Origin of the sequence: Serratia sp. BNK-17, from assembly GCF_048684935.1 — a bacterium.
In the GTDB taxonomy this organism is placed as follows: domain Bacteria; phylum Pseudomonadota; class Gammaproteobacteria; order Enterobacterales; family Enterobacteriaceae; genus Serratia; species Serratia nematodiphila.
Genome location: NZ_JBLQTR010000001.1, coordinates 2,707,680 through 2,725,830 on the forward strand (window position 1 = coordinate 2,707,680; position 18,151 = coordinate 2,725,830).

15 protein-coding genes and 1 rRNA gene are annotated in these 18,151 nt (G+C 61.2%); 4 read left to right on the forward strand and 12 right to left on the reverse strand.

Going from position 1 to position 18,151, the window contains the following annotated elements:
* Positions 1-89 precede the first annotated feature (89 nt).
* A 5S ribosomal RNA gene (gene rrf, locus ACMGF7_RS12785) occupies positions 90-205 on the forward strand.
* Positions 206-652: 447 nt separating this feature from the next.
* Positions 653-1,963, forward strand: coding sequence for an MFS family transporter (locus tag ACMGF7_RS12790; RefSeq protein WP_033632262.1), 1,311 nt, complete (start codon positions 653-655; stop codon positions 1,961-1,963).
* Between the two features lie 36 nt (positions 1,964-1,999).
* Here the strand turns inward: ACMGF7_RS12790 and pssA are convergent, their stop codons facing one another.
* The 4 genes from pssA to trxC form a co-directional block, all read right to left on the reverse strand.
* On the reverse strand, positions 2,000-3,355 hold the full coding sequence (gene pssA, locus ACMGF7_RS12795; protein WP_049242330.1) for a CDP-diacylglycerol--serine O-phosphatidyltransferase: 1,356 nt from the start codon (positions 3,353-3,355) through the stop codon (positions 2,000-2,002).
* Between the two features lie 152 nt (positions 3,356-3,507).
* Positions 3,508-6,156 (reverse strand): bifunctional acetate--CoA ligase family protein/GNAT family N-acetyltransferase, encoded by a 2,649-nt coding sequence (locus ACMGF7_RS12800; protein ID WP_197799349.1) that lies wholly within the window; start codon positions 6,154-6,156, stop codon positions 3,508-3,510.
* A gap of 42 nt (positions 6,157-6,198) precedes the next feature.
* On the reverse strand, positions 6,199-6,894 hold the full coding sequence (locus tag ACMGF7_RS12805) for a tRNA-uridine aminocarboxypropyltransferase (RefSeq protein WP_049242324.1): 696 nt from the start codon (positions 6,892-6,894) through the stop codon (positions 6,199-6,201).
* 114 nt (positions 6,895-7,008) lie between these two features.
* On the reverse strand, positions 7,009-7,428 hold the full coding sequence (gene trxC / locus ACMGF7_RS12810; protein WP_004928868.1) for a thioredoxin TrxC: 420 nt from the start codon (positions 7,426-7,428) through the stop codon (positions 7,009-7,011).
* A gap of 207 nt (positions 7,429-7,635) precedes the next feature.
* Here trxC and ACMGF7_RS12815 point away from each other — a divergent pair, with 207 nt between their 5' ends.
* Positions 7,636-8,724, forward strand: a complete 1,089-nt coding sequence (locus ACMGF7_RS12815) for a tRNA/rRNA methyltransferase (protein WP_004928870.1) — start codon at positions 7,636-7,638, stop codon at positions 8,722-8,724.
* 58 nt (positions 8,725-8,782) lie between these two features.
* Here ACMGF7_RS12815 and emrB read toward each other — a convergent pair whose 3' ends face one another.
* The 7 genes from emrB to ACMGF7_RS12850 form a co-directional block, all read right to left on the reverse strand.
* On the reverse strand, positions 8,783-10,324 hold the full coding sequence (gene emrB / locus ACMGF7_RS12820; protein WP_161800767.1) for a multidrug efflux MFS transporter permease subunit EmrB: 1,542 nt from the start codon (positions 10,322-10,324) through the stop codon (positions 8,783-8,785).
* Between the two features lie 14 nt (positions 10,325-10,338).
* Positions 10,339-11,511 carry a multidrug efflux MFS transporter periplasmic adaptor subunit EmrA gene (gene emrA / locus ACMGF7_RS12825; RefSeq protein ID WP_015378875.1) on the reverse strand — a complete coding sequence of 391 codons (1,173 nt, stop codon included), beginning with the start codon at positions 11,509-11,511 and terminating at the stop codon, positions 10,339-10,341.
* Between the two features lie 23 nt (positions 11,512-11,534).
* Entirely contained in the window at positions 11,535-12,986 is a 1,452-nt protein-coding gene (locus ACMGF7_RS12830) for an efflux transporter outer membrane subunit (protein WP_004928878.1), read from the reverse strand.
* Between the two features lie 28 nt (positions 12,987-13,014).
* Positions 13,015-13,533, reverse strand: a complete 519-nt coding sequence (gene mprA, locus ACMGF7_RS12835; RefSeq protein WP_004928879.1) for a transcriptional repressor MprA — start codon at positions 13,531-13,533, stop codon at positions 13,015-13,017.
* Between the two features lie 162 nt (positions 13,534-13,695).
* Positions 13,696-14,043, reverse strand: coding sequence for an L-valine transporter subunit YgaH (ygaH, locus tag ACMGF7_RS12840; protein WP_420286451.1), 348 nt, complete (start codon positions 14,041-14,043; stop codon positions 13,696-13,698).
* Entirely contained in the window at positions 14,033-14,779 is a 747-nt protein-coding gene (locus ACMGF7_RS12845) for an AzlC family ABC transporter permease (protein ID WP_004928884.1), read from the reverse strand. Before ACMGF7_RS12845 ends, ygaH begins: the two co-directional genes overlap by 11 nt.
* A 121-nt stretch (positions 14,780-14,900) precedes the next feature.
* Positions 14,901-16,100 carry an MFS transporter gene (locus ACMGF7_RS12850; RefSeq protein WP_021504985.1) on the reverse strand — a complete coding sequence of 400 codons (1,200 nt, stop codon included), beginning with the start codon at positions 16,098-16,100 and terminating at the stop codon, positions 14,901-14,903.
* Positions 16,101-16,205: 105 nt separating this feature from the next.
* On the opposite strand from ACMGF7_RS12850, the gene ACMGF7_RS12855 reads away from it, so the two are divergent.
* Positions 16,206-17,084 (forward strand): LysR family transcriptional regulator, encoded by an 879-nt coding sequence (locus ACMGF7_RS12855; RefSeq protein ID WP_004928891.1) that lies wholly within the window; start codon positions 16,206-16,208, stop codon positions 17,082-17,084.
* 30 nt (positions 17,085-17,114) lie between these two features.
* Here the strand turns inward: ACMGF7_RS12855 and proX are convergent, their stop codons facing one another.
* Complete coding sequence (proX, locus tag ACMGF7_RS12860; RefSeq protein ID WP_004928894.1) at positions 17,115-18,116, reverse strand: glycine betaine/L-proline ABC transporter substrate-binding protein ProX; 1,002 nt, start codon at positions 18,114-18,116, stop codon at positions 17,115-17,117.
* Between the last annotated feature and the right edge of the window lie 35 nt (positions 18,117-18,151).

The following is an 18,151-nucleotide window of genomic DNA, read 5'->3' on the forward strand; positions in this document are numbered from 1 at the left end:
AAGGTGTTTTTAGAGAGATTTTCAGCGAAGTTCCGAGATTGGTTCTGATGGCGACACGAGAGTGAAGCGGTTGGAATGAAACGAATTTGCCTGGCGGCAATAGCGCGGTGGTCCCACCTGACCCCATGCCGAACTCAGAAGTGAAACGCCGTAGCGCCGATGGTAGTGTGGGGTCTCCCCATGCGAGAGTAGGACACTGCCAGGCATCAAATAAAACAACAAGCCTCATGCGAAAGCATGGGGCTTTTTGTTTTGTCTGTTATCTGGCGTTCTGCCCGAGCATGGGCATCCTGAGACGAATTGTGTAGGACAAATCCGCCGGGAGCGGATTTGAACGTTGCGAAGCAACGGCCCGAAGGGGGGCGGGCAGGACGCCCGCCATAAACTGCCAGGCATCAAATAAAGCCGAAAGCCCTGAACTGACGTTCAGGGCTTTTTGCTATGGGAAAAATGGAAAATCCCCGTTGTAACCCGCTTCAGCTTTCATCGTACTGTTTAATATTCATCACAAAACCAACGCATTGTTTCTCTGAATGTCAGATATTCTTCGTCCGCTATTAAGTTTGGCTGTTAACTTATAAGTAACAATAAAGTAACAACCAGGGCGGCAGGAAGCCGAATTTCATCATTGCTATGGCTCGGAGAAAATATCATGACAGAAACAACCTCGGCTCTTGGGGATGAGCACGGCGTCGAACAGGGGGCGCTGGATAACAAGAAACGCATTTTCGCTATCGTCGGAGCTTCATCAGGCAATCTGGTGGAGTGGTTTGATTTTTACGTTTATTCCTTCTGTTCCATTTACTTTGCCGCCTCGTTCTTTCCGGCGGGCAACAGCACCACGCAGCTGTTGCAAACCGCCGGGGTATTCGCCGCCGGCTTCTTTATGCGGCCGATCGGCGGCTGGCTGTTCGGCTATATTGCCGACAAGCATGGCAGAAAAAACTCCATGCTGCTTTCAGTCTGCATGATGTGCGCCGGATCGCTGGTGATCGCCTGCCTGCCGACGTATGAATCGATCGGCAGCTGGGCCCCGGCGCTGCTGCTGATCGCTCGATTGTTCCAGGGATTGTCGGTGGGCGGCGAGTATGGCACCAGCGCCACCTATATGAGCGAGGTGGCGATCAAGGGCCGACGAGGCTTTTACGCCTCGTTTCAGTACGTGACGCTGATCGGCGGGCAACTGCTGGCGCTGCTGGTCTTGGTGATCCTGCAGCAGATATTGCCCGCTGAAGAGCTGAAGGCCTGGGGATGGCGTATTCCGTTTGCCCTGGGGGCCGTGTTGGCGGTGGTGGCGCTGTACCTGCGCCGCTCGCTGAATGAAACCTCCGATGCGAAGACGCGTAACCACAAAGATGCCGGTTCGCTGACGGGGTTGTGGAAAAATCGCAAGGCGTTCCTGATGGTGCTGGGCTTTACCGCCGCCGGTTCACTGACCTTTTACACCTTCACCACCTACATGCAGAAATACCTGGTGAACACCGCCGGTATGGACGCCAAGCTGGCCAGCGCCATCATGACCGTTGCGCTATTCGTCTTTATGCTGCTGCAGCCTGCAGTCGGCGCGTTTTCGGACAAAATCGGCCGTCGCAGCTCGATGCTGATCTTCTCAGCCTTCGCCACGGTGTTGACGGTGCCGATCCTGTTTGCCTTGAAAGAAGTGACCAACCCCTTTATGGCGTTCGGTCTGATCGTGTTGGCGTTGTTCGTTGTCAGCTTTTACACCGCGATCAGCGGGCTGCTTAAAGCCGAGATGTTCCCGCCGGAGGTACGCGCGTTAGGGGTAGGCTTGTCTTATGCGGTGGCGAACGCCCTGTTCGGCGGTTCGGCAGAATATGTCGCGTTGTCGCTTAAATCATTCGGCGTGGAGAATGCCTTCTTCTGGTACGTTTCCGGCATGTGCCTGCTGGCGTTGCTGGTTTCGCTTCGGTTGCATCGCAAAGGCAAGGAGATACAGCTGTAATAAAAACCCCGGCCTTGGCCGGGGTCAGAGTACCGCTTACAGGATGCGGCTAATCAGCCGATCGATGCGAATACGGCGCAGACGCCGAATCAGCTTACGCACCTTGATCGGATACTGCTGAATGCTTTGCAGTTCCTGATAATGGGCGACTACAGTGGTATGAGTACGGATGCATTCCAGCTCTTTCTGCCGTTGCTCGCGCATCTCTTGCTTGGGATCGTGGATCAAAATGGCGTTTTCCAGATCCAGCCGCCAGGCGCGCGGGTTGAGGTTATTGCCGGTAATCAGCTGCCACTCTTCGTCCACCCACATGCCTTTCAGGTGATAGCTGTTATCGCCATCCTTCCACAGCCGCACGATCAGCTGGCCGGTATCGACGTAACGCTGCAAGCGGCTCAGGAAGCGGCGCAGGTTGATCTCGTACAGGTAGGGCAGTGCGCCGATGATTTTGAACGGCTGATCTTCCGGAATATAGAAGTCGTTGGCGGTCTTATCGCCGACGATGATCTCCACCTGTTTACCCTGGCGCAGCAGATAGATGATGTTGCGCACCAGCAGCGCCGGCAGGTTGAAGTAGGGGGTACAGAGCGTCAGTTTCTGGTCGGCGCACGACATCAGGTGATGAATGGTTTTATTCAGCACGCTTTGCTTGCCAAGCCCAACCAGCGGCGTCACCGCCAGCTCATCGTTGCCGGCCTTGCCGCGGAAGTGGTAACCGGCGCGGCGCAGGGCGAAACGGAACAGGCGGGTCTCGTTTTTGATCTCCGGGCTTTTTGGCCGATCGCTGCGATCGAGGCGCTGTACGGCGCCGGCGGTGAGCAGATGCTGCTTGATGTAATCGATCAAAGTATCGGCCAGCACGCCGTTGGTGATCAGCTGATAGCGATCGTAACGATATTTCTCATGCTGATGCAGATAAACGTCGTTGATGCTGGCACCGCTGTAGATCGCGGTATCGTCGACCACAAAGCCTTTCAGGTGCAGTACGCCCAGCGCTTCGCGGGTATTGACCGGCACGCCGTAGATCGGCACCGACTGTTCCGGATGTTGGCTGGCCATGGCGCAGTACCAGTCGGCGTTGGTATTGGCGGCGGCGGCGCCGATGCGTCCACGCTGTGCGCGGTGCCAGTCGACCAGTACGCAGATTTCCAGCTCGGGCCGCCGCTGTTTGGCTTGATACAACGCATTGAGGATCTCGCGCCCGGCGTCGTCATGCTCCAGATACAGGGCCACCAGATAGATGCGTTGGGTGGCGTTGGCGATGGCGTCCAGCAGCGTGGTGCGAAAATCGGACGGCGCGTACAACGTACGAACATCAGCAACCGTCTGGGGGAGTTTGGGCAGTTGTGCAAGGTGTTGTTGATGTTTGCTACGTTTAAATTTTGACAACATCACAGTGCGTTTCTTCTCTCATGATTGATGGCCAGAACGCCACAGGCATAAAAACAATAAACCGAATAATCGGGCGATAATACCATTAGTTGCCCCGATTGTGCGTATGTTTTGGCGTTAAGTGGTGGATTCGTAGCGCATTGCGACGCAGGTCACTGCGCGTCGGCGGCCCGCAGCGGCAGCGTCAGATTGACGATGCCGTCCTCAAGCTGCACCTCGATGCCAAAGCCCAGCCGCTGAGCCAGCGCGATCATGCCGCGGTTATTCGGCATGGTGATGCCGCTCAGACGGGTCAGGCCATGCGCGCGCGCATAGGCGATCATTTTCTCCAGCAACTGACGCCCCAGGCCCAGGCCTTTCAGGTCGGAACGGACCAGCACGGCGAATTCGGCGTCGGTGTTGTCCGGATCGGACAGCGCGCGGGTCACGCCGATGATCTCGTCTGAGCGCACCGCCACAAAGGCCATTTCTCGATCGTAGTCGATCTGCGTCATGTTGGCCAAATCGTCATGGGTAAACTCATTGATTTCGCTGAAGTAGCGATAATAGAGATCTTCCTTGGTCACCCGGTCGATGAAATGCTTCAGCGCCGGTTCGTCTTCCGGCAGGATCGGGCGGAACAGGCACTGGCTGCCGTCTTTCAACGCGATGGTCTCTTCCAGCTCATGCGGATAAGGGCGGATCGCCAGCCGCGCCTGCGGATCGCCGCTGAACGGCGCGAGCTGCATCGACACGTCCAGCAAGGTGAATTCGCTGCCGGAGGCCAGCACCGGATGGATATCCAGCCGGGCGATCTCCGGGCAGTCGAGGATCAGGTTGGAGACCTGCACCAGCAAACGGCTTAGTCCAGGGATATCTAAAGGCCGCAGCGCGCTGCGGCCGCGGATCTTGCCACCTTTCACCGCCTGCAGCACCAGATAACGCGCCAGCGCCATATTCAGCGGCGGTAGCGCGACCGCCACCTGATTTTCCTGGCGCCATTCCACACCGCCCTCACCCAGCATGATCAGCGGACCGAAAATCGCATCCTGCTCTACCGCGATGCGCAGCTCCTGGGCGCCGGCGCGGTTGGCCATGCTCTGCACCAGTAAGCCGTGGATGCGCGCCTGAGGGTAGGTGCGCTTCACGCGGTCGAGGATCGCCTCCGCCGCGCGCTGCACTTCGGTCGCGGTGCGCAGGTAGAGCATGACGCCCTGAACTTCCGACTTGTGCGGGATATCCGGCGAGCGCAGCTTCAGCGCCACCGGGTAGCCGATCTGCTCGGCGATATGTACCGCTTCGGCGCTGTCTTCGGCGATCCAGGTCGGCAGGGTGCTCAGGTCATAAGCCTGCAGAATGGATTGCACCTCGTGGGTATCCAACTGGGTGGCGCCTTCGGCCAGCGCCTGATGGATCAGGCGGTGAGCGTCGGCGGTATTGGCGGTCAGGCCGACCGGCAGCGCCGGCGTCTCTTTCAGCTGCTTTTGGTTGCGGCGGTATTCCACCATATGCATAAAAGCGGTCACAGCGCCTTCCGGCGTGCGGTAGGTGGGAATGGCGGCCTCGGTAAACAGCCGGCGCGCCTCTTGAGAAGAGTATTCGCCGCACCAGTTGGTCAGCAAGGTGATGCGTTTGCCGCGCGCATGGCGGTGCAGCGCGTCGATCAGCCGCTGCGCCGTGGCGGTGCCCGGCGCCGCCGCGCTCGGCGCATGGATCAGCAGCAGCGCGTCATAGTCGTGGCTGTCGAGCAGCGCTTCAAGAGCCGCCAGGTAGCGCTGCGGCGTGGCGTCGTCGCGCAGATCGAGCGGGTTGCCGGCGCGAATGAAATCCGGCAGCGCATCGCTCAGCTTCGCCAGGCTCTCCTCGCTCAGCGTCGCCAGCTTGCCGTTGCGCCCGAGCAGCTCGTCCAGCGCCATTGCCGCCGGCGCCGCCCCGTTGCTGACGATCATCAGCCGTTCGCCGCGCAGCGGATGCATATGGCTGAGGGTTTCCACCGCTGAGAACAGCTCATGGGTATCCTGCACGCGCAGCAGGCCGGCGCGCTGGATGGCGGCGTCGTAAGCGGCGTCCAGCCCTTGCTGGCTGTTGAGCAGTAATTGCGCCTGTTGGCTGCGGCCGCTTTTGATCACCAGAATGGGCTTATTGCGTGAGGCGCTGCGCGAGGCAGAGAGAAAGCGCCGTGCGTCGCTGATGTTTTCCAGATACAGCAGGATGGCGCTGGTCTTGCTGTCGCGCGCCAAAAAGTCGAGCAGGTCGTCGACGTCGATATCCAGGCTGTCGCCCAGCGCGATGAAGTAAGAGAAGCCGACTTCGCGCTGCTGCGCCCAGTCGAGAATGGTGTTGGCGACGGCGGCGGACTGCGAGATAAACGCCAGCTTCCCTTTTTGGATCGGCACCGGCGAGAAGCTGGCGTTGATGCCCTGCCACGGCGCCAGTAATCCCAGGCTGTTGGGGCCCAGCAGCCGCATGGCGTAGCGCTGCGCGCAGGCTTTCAGCTCGGCGAACTGTTCTGGCGGTGAAGAGAGCACGATGGCGGTTTTGCAGCCGCGCTGCCCCAGCGCGTCGAGCAGCGCCAGATTACGCTTGGCATGGGTGCAGATGAGCGCCAGATCCGGCGTCAGCGGCAGGCTGGCGACGTCGGGATAGGCCATGACGCCGCATACCGCCTTGTAGCGCGGCGTAACTGGCAGGATGGGGCCGCCGAAACCGCCGGCCAGCAGGTTGCTCATCATCAGGTTGCCGGCGCGGCCCGGCTGCTGCGAAGCGCCCAGCACGGCGATCGATTTGGGACGTAGTAGCGCTTCTAACCCTCGCTGGCTCATGCACGGCTCCTTTTGGCAACGTTACGCCTGATTTTAGGCGCTTTATGGCTGCATTGCTGTGACCGGTGCCTCCGGCCGGGTCGGTTTTCCCGCCAGATACTGTTGACGGAAATAGCGAAAATGCTGATTCAACCCTTCGGCGGCCGGCAGATCGCCCGCCTGTTGCAGCAGGGCGGCGGCCACTTCCGCCGTGCAGTGTTGCTCGGCGCGGCTGGCTTCGCGCAGCTGGTAGTCCGATGCAGCGTCGACGTTGAGGGAAAACACCGGGAATTGATTGAGATACGGGCTTTTACGGAACATTTTGCGCGCCTCCGCCCAGGTACCGTCCAGCATGATGAACAGCGGCGGTTTGCCGCCGACGGGCAGCGCGCTGAACACCGGCCGTTCGGCGTCGGCGTAGGACGCGGGGAACACCACATAAGGCTGCCGTGTCGGATCGTTGATGGCCGCCAGCAGGGCGGGATCGACCTCGGTGCGCGACCAGAGGAACGCCTGGGTGTCCGGCAGGATATCGGCGATCAGGCGGCCGGTGTTGCTGGGCTTGAGCGGCTCGGCGCCGAACATGATCAGGCAGAAACGGCTGCAGGCCTGCTGTGGGCGAATGGTGTCGCACAGGCAGTTTTTATGCGGCAGCAGGCAACCCTGACAACGCGCCACCCGGCAACCGCGCGCCAAAAAAGGGCGGGTGGCGCGGTCTAAACGGAATTGGCGCAGGCGAAGTACGGCGTTGTCGGTCATAACGATCCTGGGGAAAAACCGCTATTGTAACGCAGAAAAAAGCCCGCCGGGAGGGGCGGGCTCGATCGGGGCGCGTTCGCGCGCAATGGCGGGATACGGCCTATACTTGCCGAATCACACTAACTCGTTGAGCCAGTTGTCAAACGGCGCTTTCGGCATCGCGCCGTTGAGCATGTCGACCATCTTGCCCTGACGGAACACCATGATGGTCGGGATGCTGCGGATGCGGAAACGGGCGCTCAGCTCCGGCTCGGCTTCGGTGTTCACTTTCACGAAGCGCACTTTGCCGGCGCGCTCTTCGGCCACGTCTTCAAAGATCGGCGCAAAGCTGCGGCACGGGCCGCACCACGGCGCCCAGAAATCGACCACGACCGGCAGATCGTCCTGCAGCAACTGGTCCAGCGTGGCGGCGGTGGCGTTGATCACTTCACCGTCGAAGAGCTCATGGCCGCAGCGGCCGCATTTCGCATTGTCCGCCAGACGTTCTTCCGGCACGCGGTTGGTGGCATTGCAAGCTGCACAAACTGTATTCATGTTGACCTCGGGTACAGAGAAAGCATGGTCCCCGCAACGCGGTTGCGGAGATGTTTCTTTAATGCTGACAATTATCGGCAAAACCCGGCGCGTGAACAATGAGGTTTGTTCAATGGATGTGATAGTTGGGAGCTTTTAGCGCAAGTTGGTGGCTTCGTGCACCAACATCAGGTAATCTTCGCGCCCTGCGCGTTGGTGGAGAAGACAATGAACGATTCATTTAGTGGCAAGAACGGTAAAGTCAAAGTGATGTACGTCCGCAGTGACGACGACAACGGCGACGACCGTAACAAGAATAAACGTCCGGCCGGCAAAGGCCGTCCGGCTGACGGTGCGCGATCGGGCCGCACCGGTCAAGACAAGGCGCGCGGCGGCAACGATCGCCGCGGCGCCGACTCCCGCCGCAGTGAAAGCGATCGTCCTCGCCGTCCGGCGCGCTCTGAAGATCGCGGTGGCAATGAGTCGCCGTGGAGAACCGTCTCGCGCGCGCCGAATGAAGAGCCGGCGTTCGATCATGGCGGCATCAGCGGCAAAAGCTTTATCGATCCTGAGCAGCTGCGCCGCCAGCGCGCGGAAGAAACCCGCGTTTACGGTGAAAACGCCTGTCAGGCGCTGTTCGCCAGCCGTCCGGAAGCGATCGTGCGCGCCTGGTTCGTGCAGTCGGTCACCCCGCGCTTCCGCGAAGCGCTGCGCTGGATGGCGGCTAACCGCAAAGCTTACCACGTGGTGGATGAAGAAGAACTGGCCAAGGCTTCCGGCACCGAGCACCACGGCGGCGTCTGCTTCCTGATCAAAAAGCGTCAAGGCCTGGATGCGCAGACCTACCTGAAAACCGCACCGGCGACCGACTGCGTGCTGGCGCTGGAAGAAGTGGGCAACCCGCATAACCTGGGCGCCATCGTCCGTTCTTGCGCTCACTTCGGCGTCAACGGCGTGCTGCTGCAGGATCCGGCGCTGCTGGAATCCGGCGCGGCGGTGCGCACCGCAGAAGGCGGCGCGGAGCACATCAAGGCGATCAACGCCGATGATTTCCTGTCGGTGCTGGATACTTTCCGCAAGGCGGGTTACACCATCGTCACCACCTCCAGCCACAAAGGCACCGCGCTGGCGCAGGCCAAGCTGCCGGCCAAGATGGTGCTGGTGCTGGGGCAGGAACGCGACGGTCTGAGCGACAGCGCCTGGCAGCAGGGCGATATGAACGTCTCGATCGGCGGCACCGGCAAGGTGGAAAGCCTGAACGTTTCCGTGGCGACCGGCATTCTGCTGGCGGACTGGTGGCGTCAGAATCAGGCGTAATTTTCTACGTCGGATAAAAAAACGGGCGCCCCAGGGCGCCCGTTTCGTTTATTGAAGCTTAGTGAGCGCCGCCGCCCCCGCCGCCGCCGGAGCTGAATGGCGGTTTCGCCACCCACACCAGCACCAGCAACACCAGGAACACCCCGGCCGACAGCCAGAAGATCTCGTTGGCGGAGATGATCAGGCCCTGCGCGGTGATCTCGTTGGCGATATACGCCGACGCCTGCTGCTTGCTCATGCCGAGCTGCTCCAGTTGCCGGTACATCTCCTGCGACTGCGGGTTGTACGGGTTGACGAACTCCGTCAGTTGCGAATGGTGCTGCGATTCGCGCTGCGTCCACAGGGTGGTGGTGATCGAGGTACCGATCGAACCCGCCAGCGTTCGCGTGAAGTTCGACAGGCTCGATGCCGCCGCCATGCGTTCCGGCGGCAGGCCGGACAGCGTGATGGTGGTCAACGGCATGAAGAAGCAGGCGATGGCGAAGCCCTGAACGAACTGCGGCCAGGCGGATGCGCCGAAGTCCATGCCCGGTTCAAACGTATAGGCGCGCCAGTAGAAGCACACGGCATACATGATGAAGCTGAAGGTCACCAGCCGGCGCATGTCGAGCCGGTTGCCGAACTTGCCGATGATCGGCGACAGCAACACTGGGATCAGCCCGACCGGCGCCGACGCCAGCCCCGCCCAGGTGGCGGTATAGCCGTACACCTCTTGCAACAGCTGCGGCAACAGCACGATGGCGCCGAAGTACAGCATGTACGCCAGACTGATGCACAGGCAGCCGATGGTGAAGTTGCGCGACTTGAACAGCGACAGATCCACCACCGGATGGTCGTCCGTCAGCTCCCACACCACCAGGAACAGCAGCGCCACCACCGCCACGACGGTGAGCGTGATGATCTCGGTCGAGTTGAACCAGTCCAGCTCCTTGCCCTGATCGAGCATGATCTGCAGAGAACCGATGCCGACGATCAGCAATACCAGGCCGACGGTGTCGATCGGTTTGATCTCGGTTTTGGTTTCCCGCCCCTTCAACGTCGCCATCGCCGCCACGATCACGAAGACGCCGATCGGGATGTTGATGAAGAAGATCCAGCCCCAATGGTAGTTGTCGCTGATGTAGCCGCCGAGGATCGGCCCGAAGATTGGCGCGACGATAACGGTCATCGACCAAAGCGCCAGGGCCATCGCTCGCTTGGCGGGCGGGTAGTTGTTCAACAACAAACTCTGCGACAGCGGGATCAGCGGCCCGGCCACCACGCCCTGGATCACGCGGAAGAAGATCAGCATGCCAAGGCTGTTGGAGATGCCGCACAGCCAGGAGGCGATGGCGAACAGCGCGGTGGACCAAAGGAACAGCCGCACTTCGCCGAAACGCTTCGCCAGCCAGCCGGTGATCGGGATCGAGATGGCGTTCGCCACGCCGAACGAGGTGATCACCCAGGTGCCCTGCGAGTTGGAAGACCCGAGGTTACCGGAAATGGTGGGGATCGCCACGTTGGCGATGGTGGAGTCCAGCACCTGCATGAAGGTCGCCATGGCGAGCGCGACCGTCATCCAGGCAAGCTGGGCACCTTCAAGCGGTTTCTGTGGCAAGATGGCCTCCCGCGCGCTTAGCCGGCGTTCGCATGGATCACGTCGGCGATCAGCTGGTTAACCGGCGCCAGATTCAACGCCAGCGCGTCGCTCTGATACAGCGGTTTGTCGCGCACCACGTCGGCCAGCACGCGGCCGTCCAGATTGGCGGTGTCGACGGTCACCAGCGTCGAAAGACCGATGCGCAGCGGATGATCGGCCACCTGCTTGGCGTCGAGCTCAATACGCACCGGCAGGCGTTGCACCACCTTGATCCAGTTGCCGGTGGCGTTTTGCGCCGGCAGCAGCGAGAAGGCGCTGCCGGTGCCCATGTCGATACCGGCCACTTTGCCCTGATACACCACGTCGTCGCCGTAGACGTCGCTGACCACCGTCGCCGGCTGGCCGATGCGCATATTGGCGATCTGCGTTTCCTTGAAGTTGGCGTCAACCCAGATGTGATCGGCCGGCACTACCGCCATCAGCGGCGAACCGGCGGCGATCTGCGCGCCGACCTGCACGCTGCGGCGCGAGACATAGCCGGTAATCGGGCTGATCACCTTGGTACGCTGCAGCGCCAGCCAGGCGTCGCGCATCTGCGCGGCGGCTTGCTGGATCGCCGGCTGCTGTTCCAGCGGGGTGTTCAGCACCATCGCCTGGTTGGCGTTGTATTGCTGCACCGCCACTTCCAGCGCGGCTTTGGCGCTGTCGACCGCATCGCGAGCGTGTTGCAGCTCTTCGCGGCCGATGGCGTCAACGCTGCCCAGCACCACGCGGCGTTTCAGATCGTTCTCGGCCTTGCTCAGATCGGTCTTGCGCAGGGCGATGTTGGCCTGATACTGCTTGCTGTTGATGATCAGCTGGTGGGTCTGACGCACGCTGTTGGCCAGGCCGGTTTTGGCGCGTTCAAACGCCTGCTCGGCATCGGTCGGATCGAGCGTCAGCAGCACGTCGCCCTGCTTGACGTAGTCGGTGTTGTCGAAGTTGACGCTGTTCACGCTGCCGGACACCTGGGCCATGATCTGCACCTGGTTGCCGGAGACGTAGGCGTCGTCGGTTTCCTGGTGATGACGCAGCACCAGGAACCAATACACTAAATAAGCCACCCCTATAACAATGAAAATAACCGTCAGCAACAGCAGCCAAAATTTGCGCTGCTTCTTTTTGCCGCTCGGCTGCTGCGGGTTTTGGGTTTCCGCGCTTGCGCTCATGGTGTTCTCCAAGCCTTATATTATTATGCTTTCGAATCCGCTGCGGCCGGGGCCTGATAGCCACCGCCCAACGCGCGGATCAGTCCTATCTTCGCCTGCAGTAAATTGCTGCTGGCATTCAACTCCGCCTGTTGCTGCTGCAATAGCTGCGTCTGGCTGGTCAACAGATCGTCGCGCCCGATAATCCCTGCCTGGTAACGGGCGTTGGCGACCTGATACACCTGTTGCATCGACTGGGCCGCGGACGCCGCCTGCAGTTGCTGCTGCGCAGAACTCTGCTGGATGGTGATGGCGTCGGCGGTTTCCTGTACCGCATTCAGGATGGTTTGGTTGTAGGATTCCACCGCTTCGTCATACAGCGCGGATTCCTCGCCCAGCTTGCTGCGCAGCGCCCCGGCGTGGAAGATCGGCAGCGAGATCGCCGGCATCACGTTCCAGGCCTGGCTGGCCGCTTCAAACAGATTCGGGCTGGTGCCACTGGTATTGGTGGTCATCAGGCCGGCGAAGGCTGAAATGGTCAGGCTGGGGTAAAACTCTTTACGCGCGGCGCTGACGCGCTGGCTGTAAGACTCCACCAGCTGGCGTTGCGCGGCGATGTCCGGGCGTTTGCCCAGCAGATCCGCCGTCAGCTCGCCCTGCGGCGCCATCAGGTTGTCTGCGGGCAAAGGCACCTGACGCAGGTGCTGCATGGCGTTCGGGCCCTGGCCCGCCAGCGCGGCGAGCTGGTGTCTGAGCTGTTCGATTTGCGACTGCAGCTGCAGAATTTGCTGCTTGGCGACGTCGGACTGCGCCTGGGTTTGTTGCGGCACATCGACGCCGGTCAGGCCGGCCTGATAGCGCTGTTGGCGCAGCGCGGTCAGGCGCTCGTTGTTGTTCACTTCCTGCTGCAGCAGCTTCTCGAGCGCGAGATTGCTCTGCAGCTGGTAGTAGGCGGACGCCACCGAGCTGGTCAGCGTCAGCGCCGCCTGTTCCTGCTCGGCGCGCGCTGCGTTCACTTGCGCCTTGGCGGCGTTCACCTGGTTGCGGTATTTGCCCCACCAGTCGAACTCGTACGCCAGGTTCAACCCCAGCGAGTTGGAGCTTGAATAGATCGGCTTATGCGGATACCCCAGCCCCATATTGACGTTCTGCGGCACGCGCTGACGCTGGGTGCTGGCGTTCAGATCCAGGTTCGGCCCGTTGGCGGCGCTGGCTTCGCCTACCACGCTCTGCGCTTCGCGCACGCGGGCGGCGGCCTGACGCAGGGTCGGCGAACTTTGCAGCGTCTGCGTCATCAAGGCGTCCAGCTGCGGATCCTTGAGGGCGCGCCACCACTGCGGGCTGACGGCCAGCGAACTGACTTTCGGCTGAGCCAACTGCAGGCTCTGCGGATCCATCAGCGTGGATTGCGGGGCAATATTATCGGTAGAAGCACACCCGGCCAGCAGCAACACGGCGAACAGCGGGGTGAATCTCCAGTGAAATGGGGATCGCATAAGTAGGTACCTGAACAGAAATTGTGAATTAGGGTAACTGTTCTGTGATTTCCATTTGATCCAGACGTGCCAGCAATTTGCGCGTCAGCTGTTCCAGCTGTTTTTGCTCATCGTCGGTCAGCGTGGACCACAGGAAATGCAGACATTGGTGCTGCGGCGGCAGCAGTTGACTGAGAAATTCTTCCCCCTGCGGCGTCAGATGCAGATGCAGGCAGCGGCGATCGTTGTCGCTTTCCCGGCGTTCGATCCAGCCGCGCTTCTCCAGCTCGTCGGCGATGCGGGTTGCATTGGTGCGCGAGGAGCCCAGGGCAGAGCTTAGCTCAGAAGGTTGGATGCTGTGGCTTTCCTGCGCATCCAGGGTAATCAGCGCCATAAACAGTGTTTCGTTAATCCCCTGCGCTTTCAGCATCTTATTGCGGTTTTCCAGCAGCTTGCCTTGCATGTGCATGCACAGGCGGGTCAGCAGGATTTCCTGATAAGGGAAATCTTTCTGCCGCGTGGCGCGGAAATTCAGCATTTGTTCTATGGGGGCAAACGAGCTTTCCATAATTTAGGGCCTCATTAATTTCGTTCGAGATAGTAACGACGGTGACAAATAATGTAAATGTTCAGCCGTGCGGATAATTTAGCAATTCGTGTCATTTGTCAGTGTTTGTAAAGATGTGGCGCCTGAAAACGCCAGTGTGAAGCCAAACGATCGGGAGCGGCGTCAGCCTGCACCGAAAATCATTAACAGTTTTAATGTGACGCCAAAGGCCGTTGCGCCGAGCAGCGTCGACAGAATGATGCTTTTGCTGCGGTAGAAGCACAGTGCCAGCGCGGCGAACCCCACCAACGTCGACAGCAGCTTGTCCGGTTCGCGCATCACCACCGGCGTGCTGGAGACCACCAACAGGGCGCAGATCGAGGCGATGCCGATGCTGTCGAGCAACAGGGCGGCTTTACCGCGTTTGAGGCCGGGCTGGGCGCGCGCCGGCGCCAGCCGCAGCGGCAGATAACGGAACAGGTAATTGGCGCAGCCCACCACCAGGCCGATCACCAGCACATCAATGTTCATGGCTGGCCTCCGCAGGGGCTGGCTGGAACAGGGCGGCAATGCAGCCGGCGCCGATGCCGGCCAAAATGGCGACCGGAATGGAGAACAGCACCACGCCGAGCAGCGCGCCGGCCAGCGCGGCGGCGATAGTCAGGCTCTGCGGGCGGCGGAAGGCGGCCAGCAGGAAACTGAGAAACAGCGCCGGCAGCATGAAGGCCAGTGAGGCCTCGATCACCGGGAACTGCTCCAGCGGGCCGTTGCCGAACAGCGCGCCGAGCGCGGTGCCGGCCACCCAGGAGAGCCAGGAACAGAGCGCGATGCCCAGCATCCAGTTTTCGCTCCAGCTGCGGTTATTGCGCATCAGCCTGGCGGTGGCGGCGGCGAAGACCTCATCGGTCAGGCCAAAGGCCCATATCGCCGTTTTGCCGGGCGACATGCGCGAGACGATGCGGTGACGCAGCGCCGGGCCGTACAGCAGGTGGCGCACGTCCATCGCCATCACCGTCAATGCGGAGACCCACAGCGACATCCCGGCGCTCAGCAGGGCGGTGATCACGAACTGGCTGGCGCCGGCGTAGATGATGCAGGAGAAGAAAATGCTTTCCAGCGGGGAAAAACCCAGTTTGACGGCGCTGAGGCCGAAGGCGAACGCCACCGGGACATACCCGATGACGATCGGCAAACTGTCGACGACGCCGTTGGCGAAGGTGGCGCTGACGGCGGGCGGATTGAGGCTGTCTGCAGCTTGGCTTTGCATGGTTGTGGATCGCAGGGTAGATAGGACTTCAATAGTTTATGCCCAGAACATTACCAGAGAGTAAGTAATGTTTATACCCTGCACCGCTAATAAATTTCTTTAGTGACTATTTGCACGATAATCAGATTGCCGCCGGCCCCTGCGGATCGTGGTGCTTGCCGAGCCACCAGGTCAGCAGGTTGAGCAGGCATAACACCCCGCCGGCGGCGGCCACGCCGTACCAACCGGCATGTTGATAGGCCGAGGCGGAGAGCAGCGAACCGAGCGCGCCGCCGATAAAGTAGCTGGTCATGTAGCCGGCGGTCAGGCGGTTGCGCGCGTCCGGCATGATGCGGTACATCACGCTCTGGTTGGTGACGTGTACCGCCTGCACCGCCAGATCGAGGATCAGGATGCCGGCGATCAGCGCCCACAGCGATTGTTTGGCGAACGCGATAGGGATCCAGGACAGCAGCAGCAACACCAGGCCGACGGTGGTGGTCAGCCCGGCCTTGCCTTTGTCCGCCAGATGCCCGGCGCGCGAAGCGGCCAGCGCGCCGGCGGCGCCCACCAGGCCGAACAGCCCAATCACTCCCTCGGAATAGTTGAACGGCGGCGCGGCGAGCAGAAAGGCCATTGAGGTCCAGAGCACGCTGAAGTTGGCGAACGACAGGGCGCCGAGGATGGCGCGGGTGCGCAGCAGCGGCGTGCGGCAGAACAGGCTGAAGATCGAGGCCAGCAGCTGCGGGTAGTTCAGCCCGGAGTGTTGCTTATAGCGCGGCAGCGCGCGCCACAGGATCAGCGCCATCAGGATCATCAGCACGCTGGCGGCCCAGTAGATGGTGCGCCAGCCGCCGAACGACGCCAGTGCGCCCGCGACGGTGCGTGCCAGCAGGATGCCGAGCAGCAGGCCGCTCATGATGATGCCGACTGTCTTGCCGCGCTTTTCCGGGTGGGCCAGCGTGGCGGCCAGCGGCACCAGGATCTGCGCCACTACCGAGAACAGCCCGGTGAGCGCGGTGCCGAGGATCATCATCGGCAACGTAGCGGAGGTGGCGGTGATCAGCATGCCGCCGGCGGCCAGCAGCGTCATGAAAACGATCAGCCCGCGGCGCTCGAACATATCGCCGAGCGGCACCAGCAGCAGCAGGCCGGTGGCGTAACCGAGCTGCGCGGCGGTGACGATAAAGCCGGCCTGGTTGACCGACAGGTTGAAACTGGTGGCTATGGTTTCCAGCAGCGGTTGCGCGTAATAGTTGCTGGCGACCGCCAGGCCGGTGGCGATGGCGATCAGCACGGTCAGCGCCGGGCTGAGGCCCGGATGGGCGTTTTTTGGGGTCATGATTTTTTCATCACGGGAAGAAGATAGCGCGCAGTATCCGGCAACGCGTCTGCGGAAACCAATGTATAATTTTCATTTGATTTATCTCATTTCAAGATAGATGCCATGAACCTGAAACAGATCCGCTATGCGCTGGCGGTGGCGGAAGAACAGAGTTTCACTCGGGCGGCGCAGCGCTGCCATACGGTGCAGTCGGCGCTCAGCCACCAGATCGCCAAACTGGAAGAAGAGCTGGGCTGTACGCTGTTTGAACGCACCTCGCGCCGGGTGCGGTTGACCCCCGCCGGCCAGGCTTTCATTCCGTCGGCGCAGCGGCTGTTGGCGGCGCAGCAGGCGCTGGTGGAAGAGGTGACCGCCGCCGGCGATGCGGTGTCCGGCACCCTGACCATCGGCACGATTTCAACCATAAACGCGATTGATCTGACCGAAAAGCTCGACAAGTTTCATCGCCACTATCCGGCGGTGAACATCCGCCTGTACGTTGGCATGAGCGAAGCCCTGCTGGAGGACGTGCGTCAGCAGAAGTGCGATATGGCGTTTGTCGGCATCTGGCCCGGCGATGTCGATTTACTGCCGATGTCGCACCGGCAGTTGACCGATGAGCCGCTGGTGGCGTTGGTGGCGCCGCAGCACCCGCTGGCCAACCGCGAGCGGGTCAACCTGCAAGCGCTGGCGGAAGTGCCGCTGGTAGATTTCTACAGCGGCACCGGCGCGCGGCGCCAAACCGATCGCGCTTTCCTGGCGGCGGGCATCCGCCGGCACGTCAGTTTTGAGATCGATCATATCGAATGGCTGGAGAATCTGGTGCGGCGCGGGTTGGCGGCGGGTATCGTACCTGTCTCGACCGCGCAACGCTTAAGCGCGTTGGTGTCGATTCCGATTGAAGACGGGCCGCGGCGCCAGGTGTATTGCATTTGGCCGCAGCCCTTGTCGAACGCCGCCGCACGTTTTTTACAGTTCAGCGGCATCGATATGGCGGGGTAGGGGCGCGGCAAAGGCGGCGCCCCTGAACGGTTACGGCTTCGCCGCTGCGGCGGCGGTTTTCACCCAGCCGTCGAAGGTGGCCTGATGCGCCTTGATCCAGCCGTTAACGTGGTTCTGGATATCGGCTTCCGAAGCCTGGCCTTCATGCATGCGCAGGTTTTGCGCGTTGATGTCGGCGATCGGCAGCTTCATGATGGCGAACAGCTTGGCGGCCGCCGGATTGGCTGCGGCCCACTGCTTGTTGGCGGCGATGCGCATGGTGTTGACCGGGAAGCCGTAGTTGGCACCGTTAGGCAGTTTGGTGTCGACGTTTTTCTGCTCGCCCGGCAGGGAGGAAAACGGCACCTGCAGCCAGACCACGTCGCGGCCCGGCACCATCACATCGCTGACCCAGTACGGTGTCCAGGTGTAATACAGCACCGGTTTGCCCTCTTTGTAGCGGGTGATGGTGTCGGCGATCATCGCCGCGTAGTTACCCTGATTGTGCTCGACGGTGTTGCTCAGGCCATAGGCCTTGATGTGGTGGTTGATCACCGCTTCGCAGCCCCAGCCCGGGGTGCAGCCGGTCAGATCGGCCTTGCCGTCGCCGTTGGTGTCGAACAGCTTGGCGATCTTGGGATCCTTGAGCTGCTCGACGTTGGTGATGTGGTATTGCTCGGCGGTTTTCTTGTCGATCAGGTAGCCCTGCGCGGCGCCGTTGACGTAGACGCCTTCGCGGTAGAACTTGGCGTCGCCGCCGGCGGCCTTGTACTGATCGGCGTGCAGCGGATCCCAGTTGACCGCGATAAAGGTCGCGTCACCGGAGGCGATCGAAGTGTAGGCGACGTTGTAATCCACTTCACGCGGTTCTTTCACGTCGTAACCCAATTTTTCCAGCGCCTTGCTGACCAGCAGCGTCTGGAAAGTCTCTTCGGAAATGGTGCTTTGCACCGGCTGTACCGCGATCCCCTTGCCGGGTAAATCTGCCGCGCTCACGCTCTGTGAGCCAATCAGCGTCGTCAGGGCGAGAGCCCAGATGCCCGTGGTGCGCATAGTGTTTCCCCTCTTTCGATGTGGTGGTGTCATAG

Bases quoted from the DNA above. Each gene is read 5' to 3' on its own strand.
- ACMGF7_RS12790 (WP_033632262.1), top strand. From the start codon at position 653: ATGACAGAAACAACCTCGGCTCTTGGGGATGAGCACGGCGTCGAACAG.
- pssA (WP_049242330.1), bottom strand. From the start codon at position 3,355: ATGTTGTCAAAATTTAAACGTAGCAAACATCAACAACACCTTGCACAA.
- ACMGF7_RS12800 (WP_197799349.1), bottom strand. From the start codon at position 6,156: ATGAGCCAGCGAGGGTTAGAAGCGCTACTACGTCCCAAATCGATCGCC.
- ACMGF7_RS12805 (WP_049242324.1), bottom strand. From the start codon at position 6,894: ATGACCGACAACGCCGTACTTCGCCTGCGCCAATTCCGTTTAGACCGC.
- trxC (WP_004928868.1), bottom strand. From the start codon at position 7,428: ATGAATACAGTTTGTGCAGCTTGCAATGCCACCAACCGCGTGCCGGAA.
- ACMGF7_RS12815 (WP_004928870.1), top strand. From the start codon at position 7,636: ATGAACGATTCATTTAGTGGCAAGAACGGTAAAGTCAAAGTGATGTAC.
- emrA (WP_015378875.1), bottom strand. From the start codon at position 11,511: ATGAGCGCAAGCGCGGAAACCCAAAACCCGCAGCAGCCGAGCGGCAAA.
- ACMGF7_RS12830 (WP_004928878.1), bottom strand. From the start codon at position 12,986: ATGCGATCCCCATTTCACTGGAGATTCACCCCGCTGTTCGCCGTGTTG.
- mprA (WP_004928879.1), bottom strand. From the start codon at position 13,533: ATGGAAAGCTCGTTTGCCCCCATAGAACAAATGCTGAATTTCCGCGCC.
- ygaH (WP_420286451.1), bottom strand. From the start codon at position 14,043: ATGAACATTGATGTGCTGGTGATCGGCCTGGTGGTGGGCTGCGCCAAT.
- ACMGF7_RS12845 (WP_004928884.1), bottom strand. From the start codon at position 14,779: ATGCAAAGCCAAGCTGCAGACAGCCTCAATCCGCCCGCCGTCAGCGCC.
- ACMGF7_RS12850 (WP_021504985.1), bottom strand. From the start codon at position 16,100: ATGACCCCAAAAAACGCCCATCCGGGCCTCAGCCCGGCGCTGACCGTG.
- ACMGF7_RS12855 (WP_004928891.1), top strand. From the start codon at position 16,206: ATGAACCTGAAACAGATCCGCTATGCGCTGGCGGTGGCGGAAGAACAG.
- proX (WP_004928894.1), bottom strand. From the start codon at position 18,116: ATGCGCACCACGGGCATCTGGGCTCTCGCCCTGACGACGCTGATTGGC.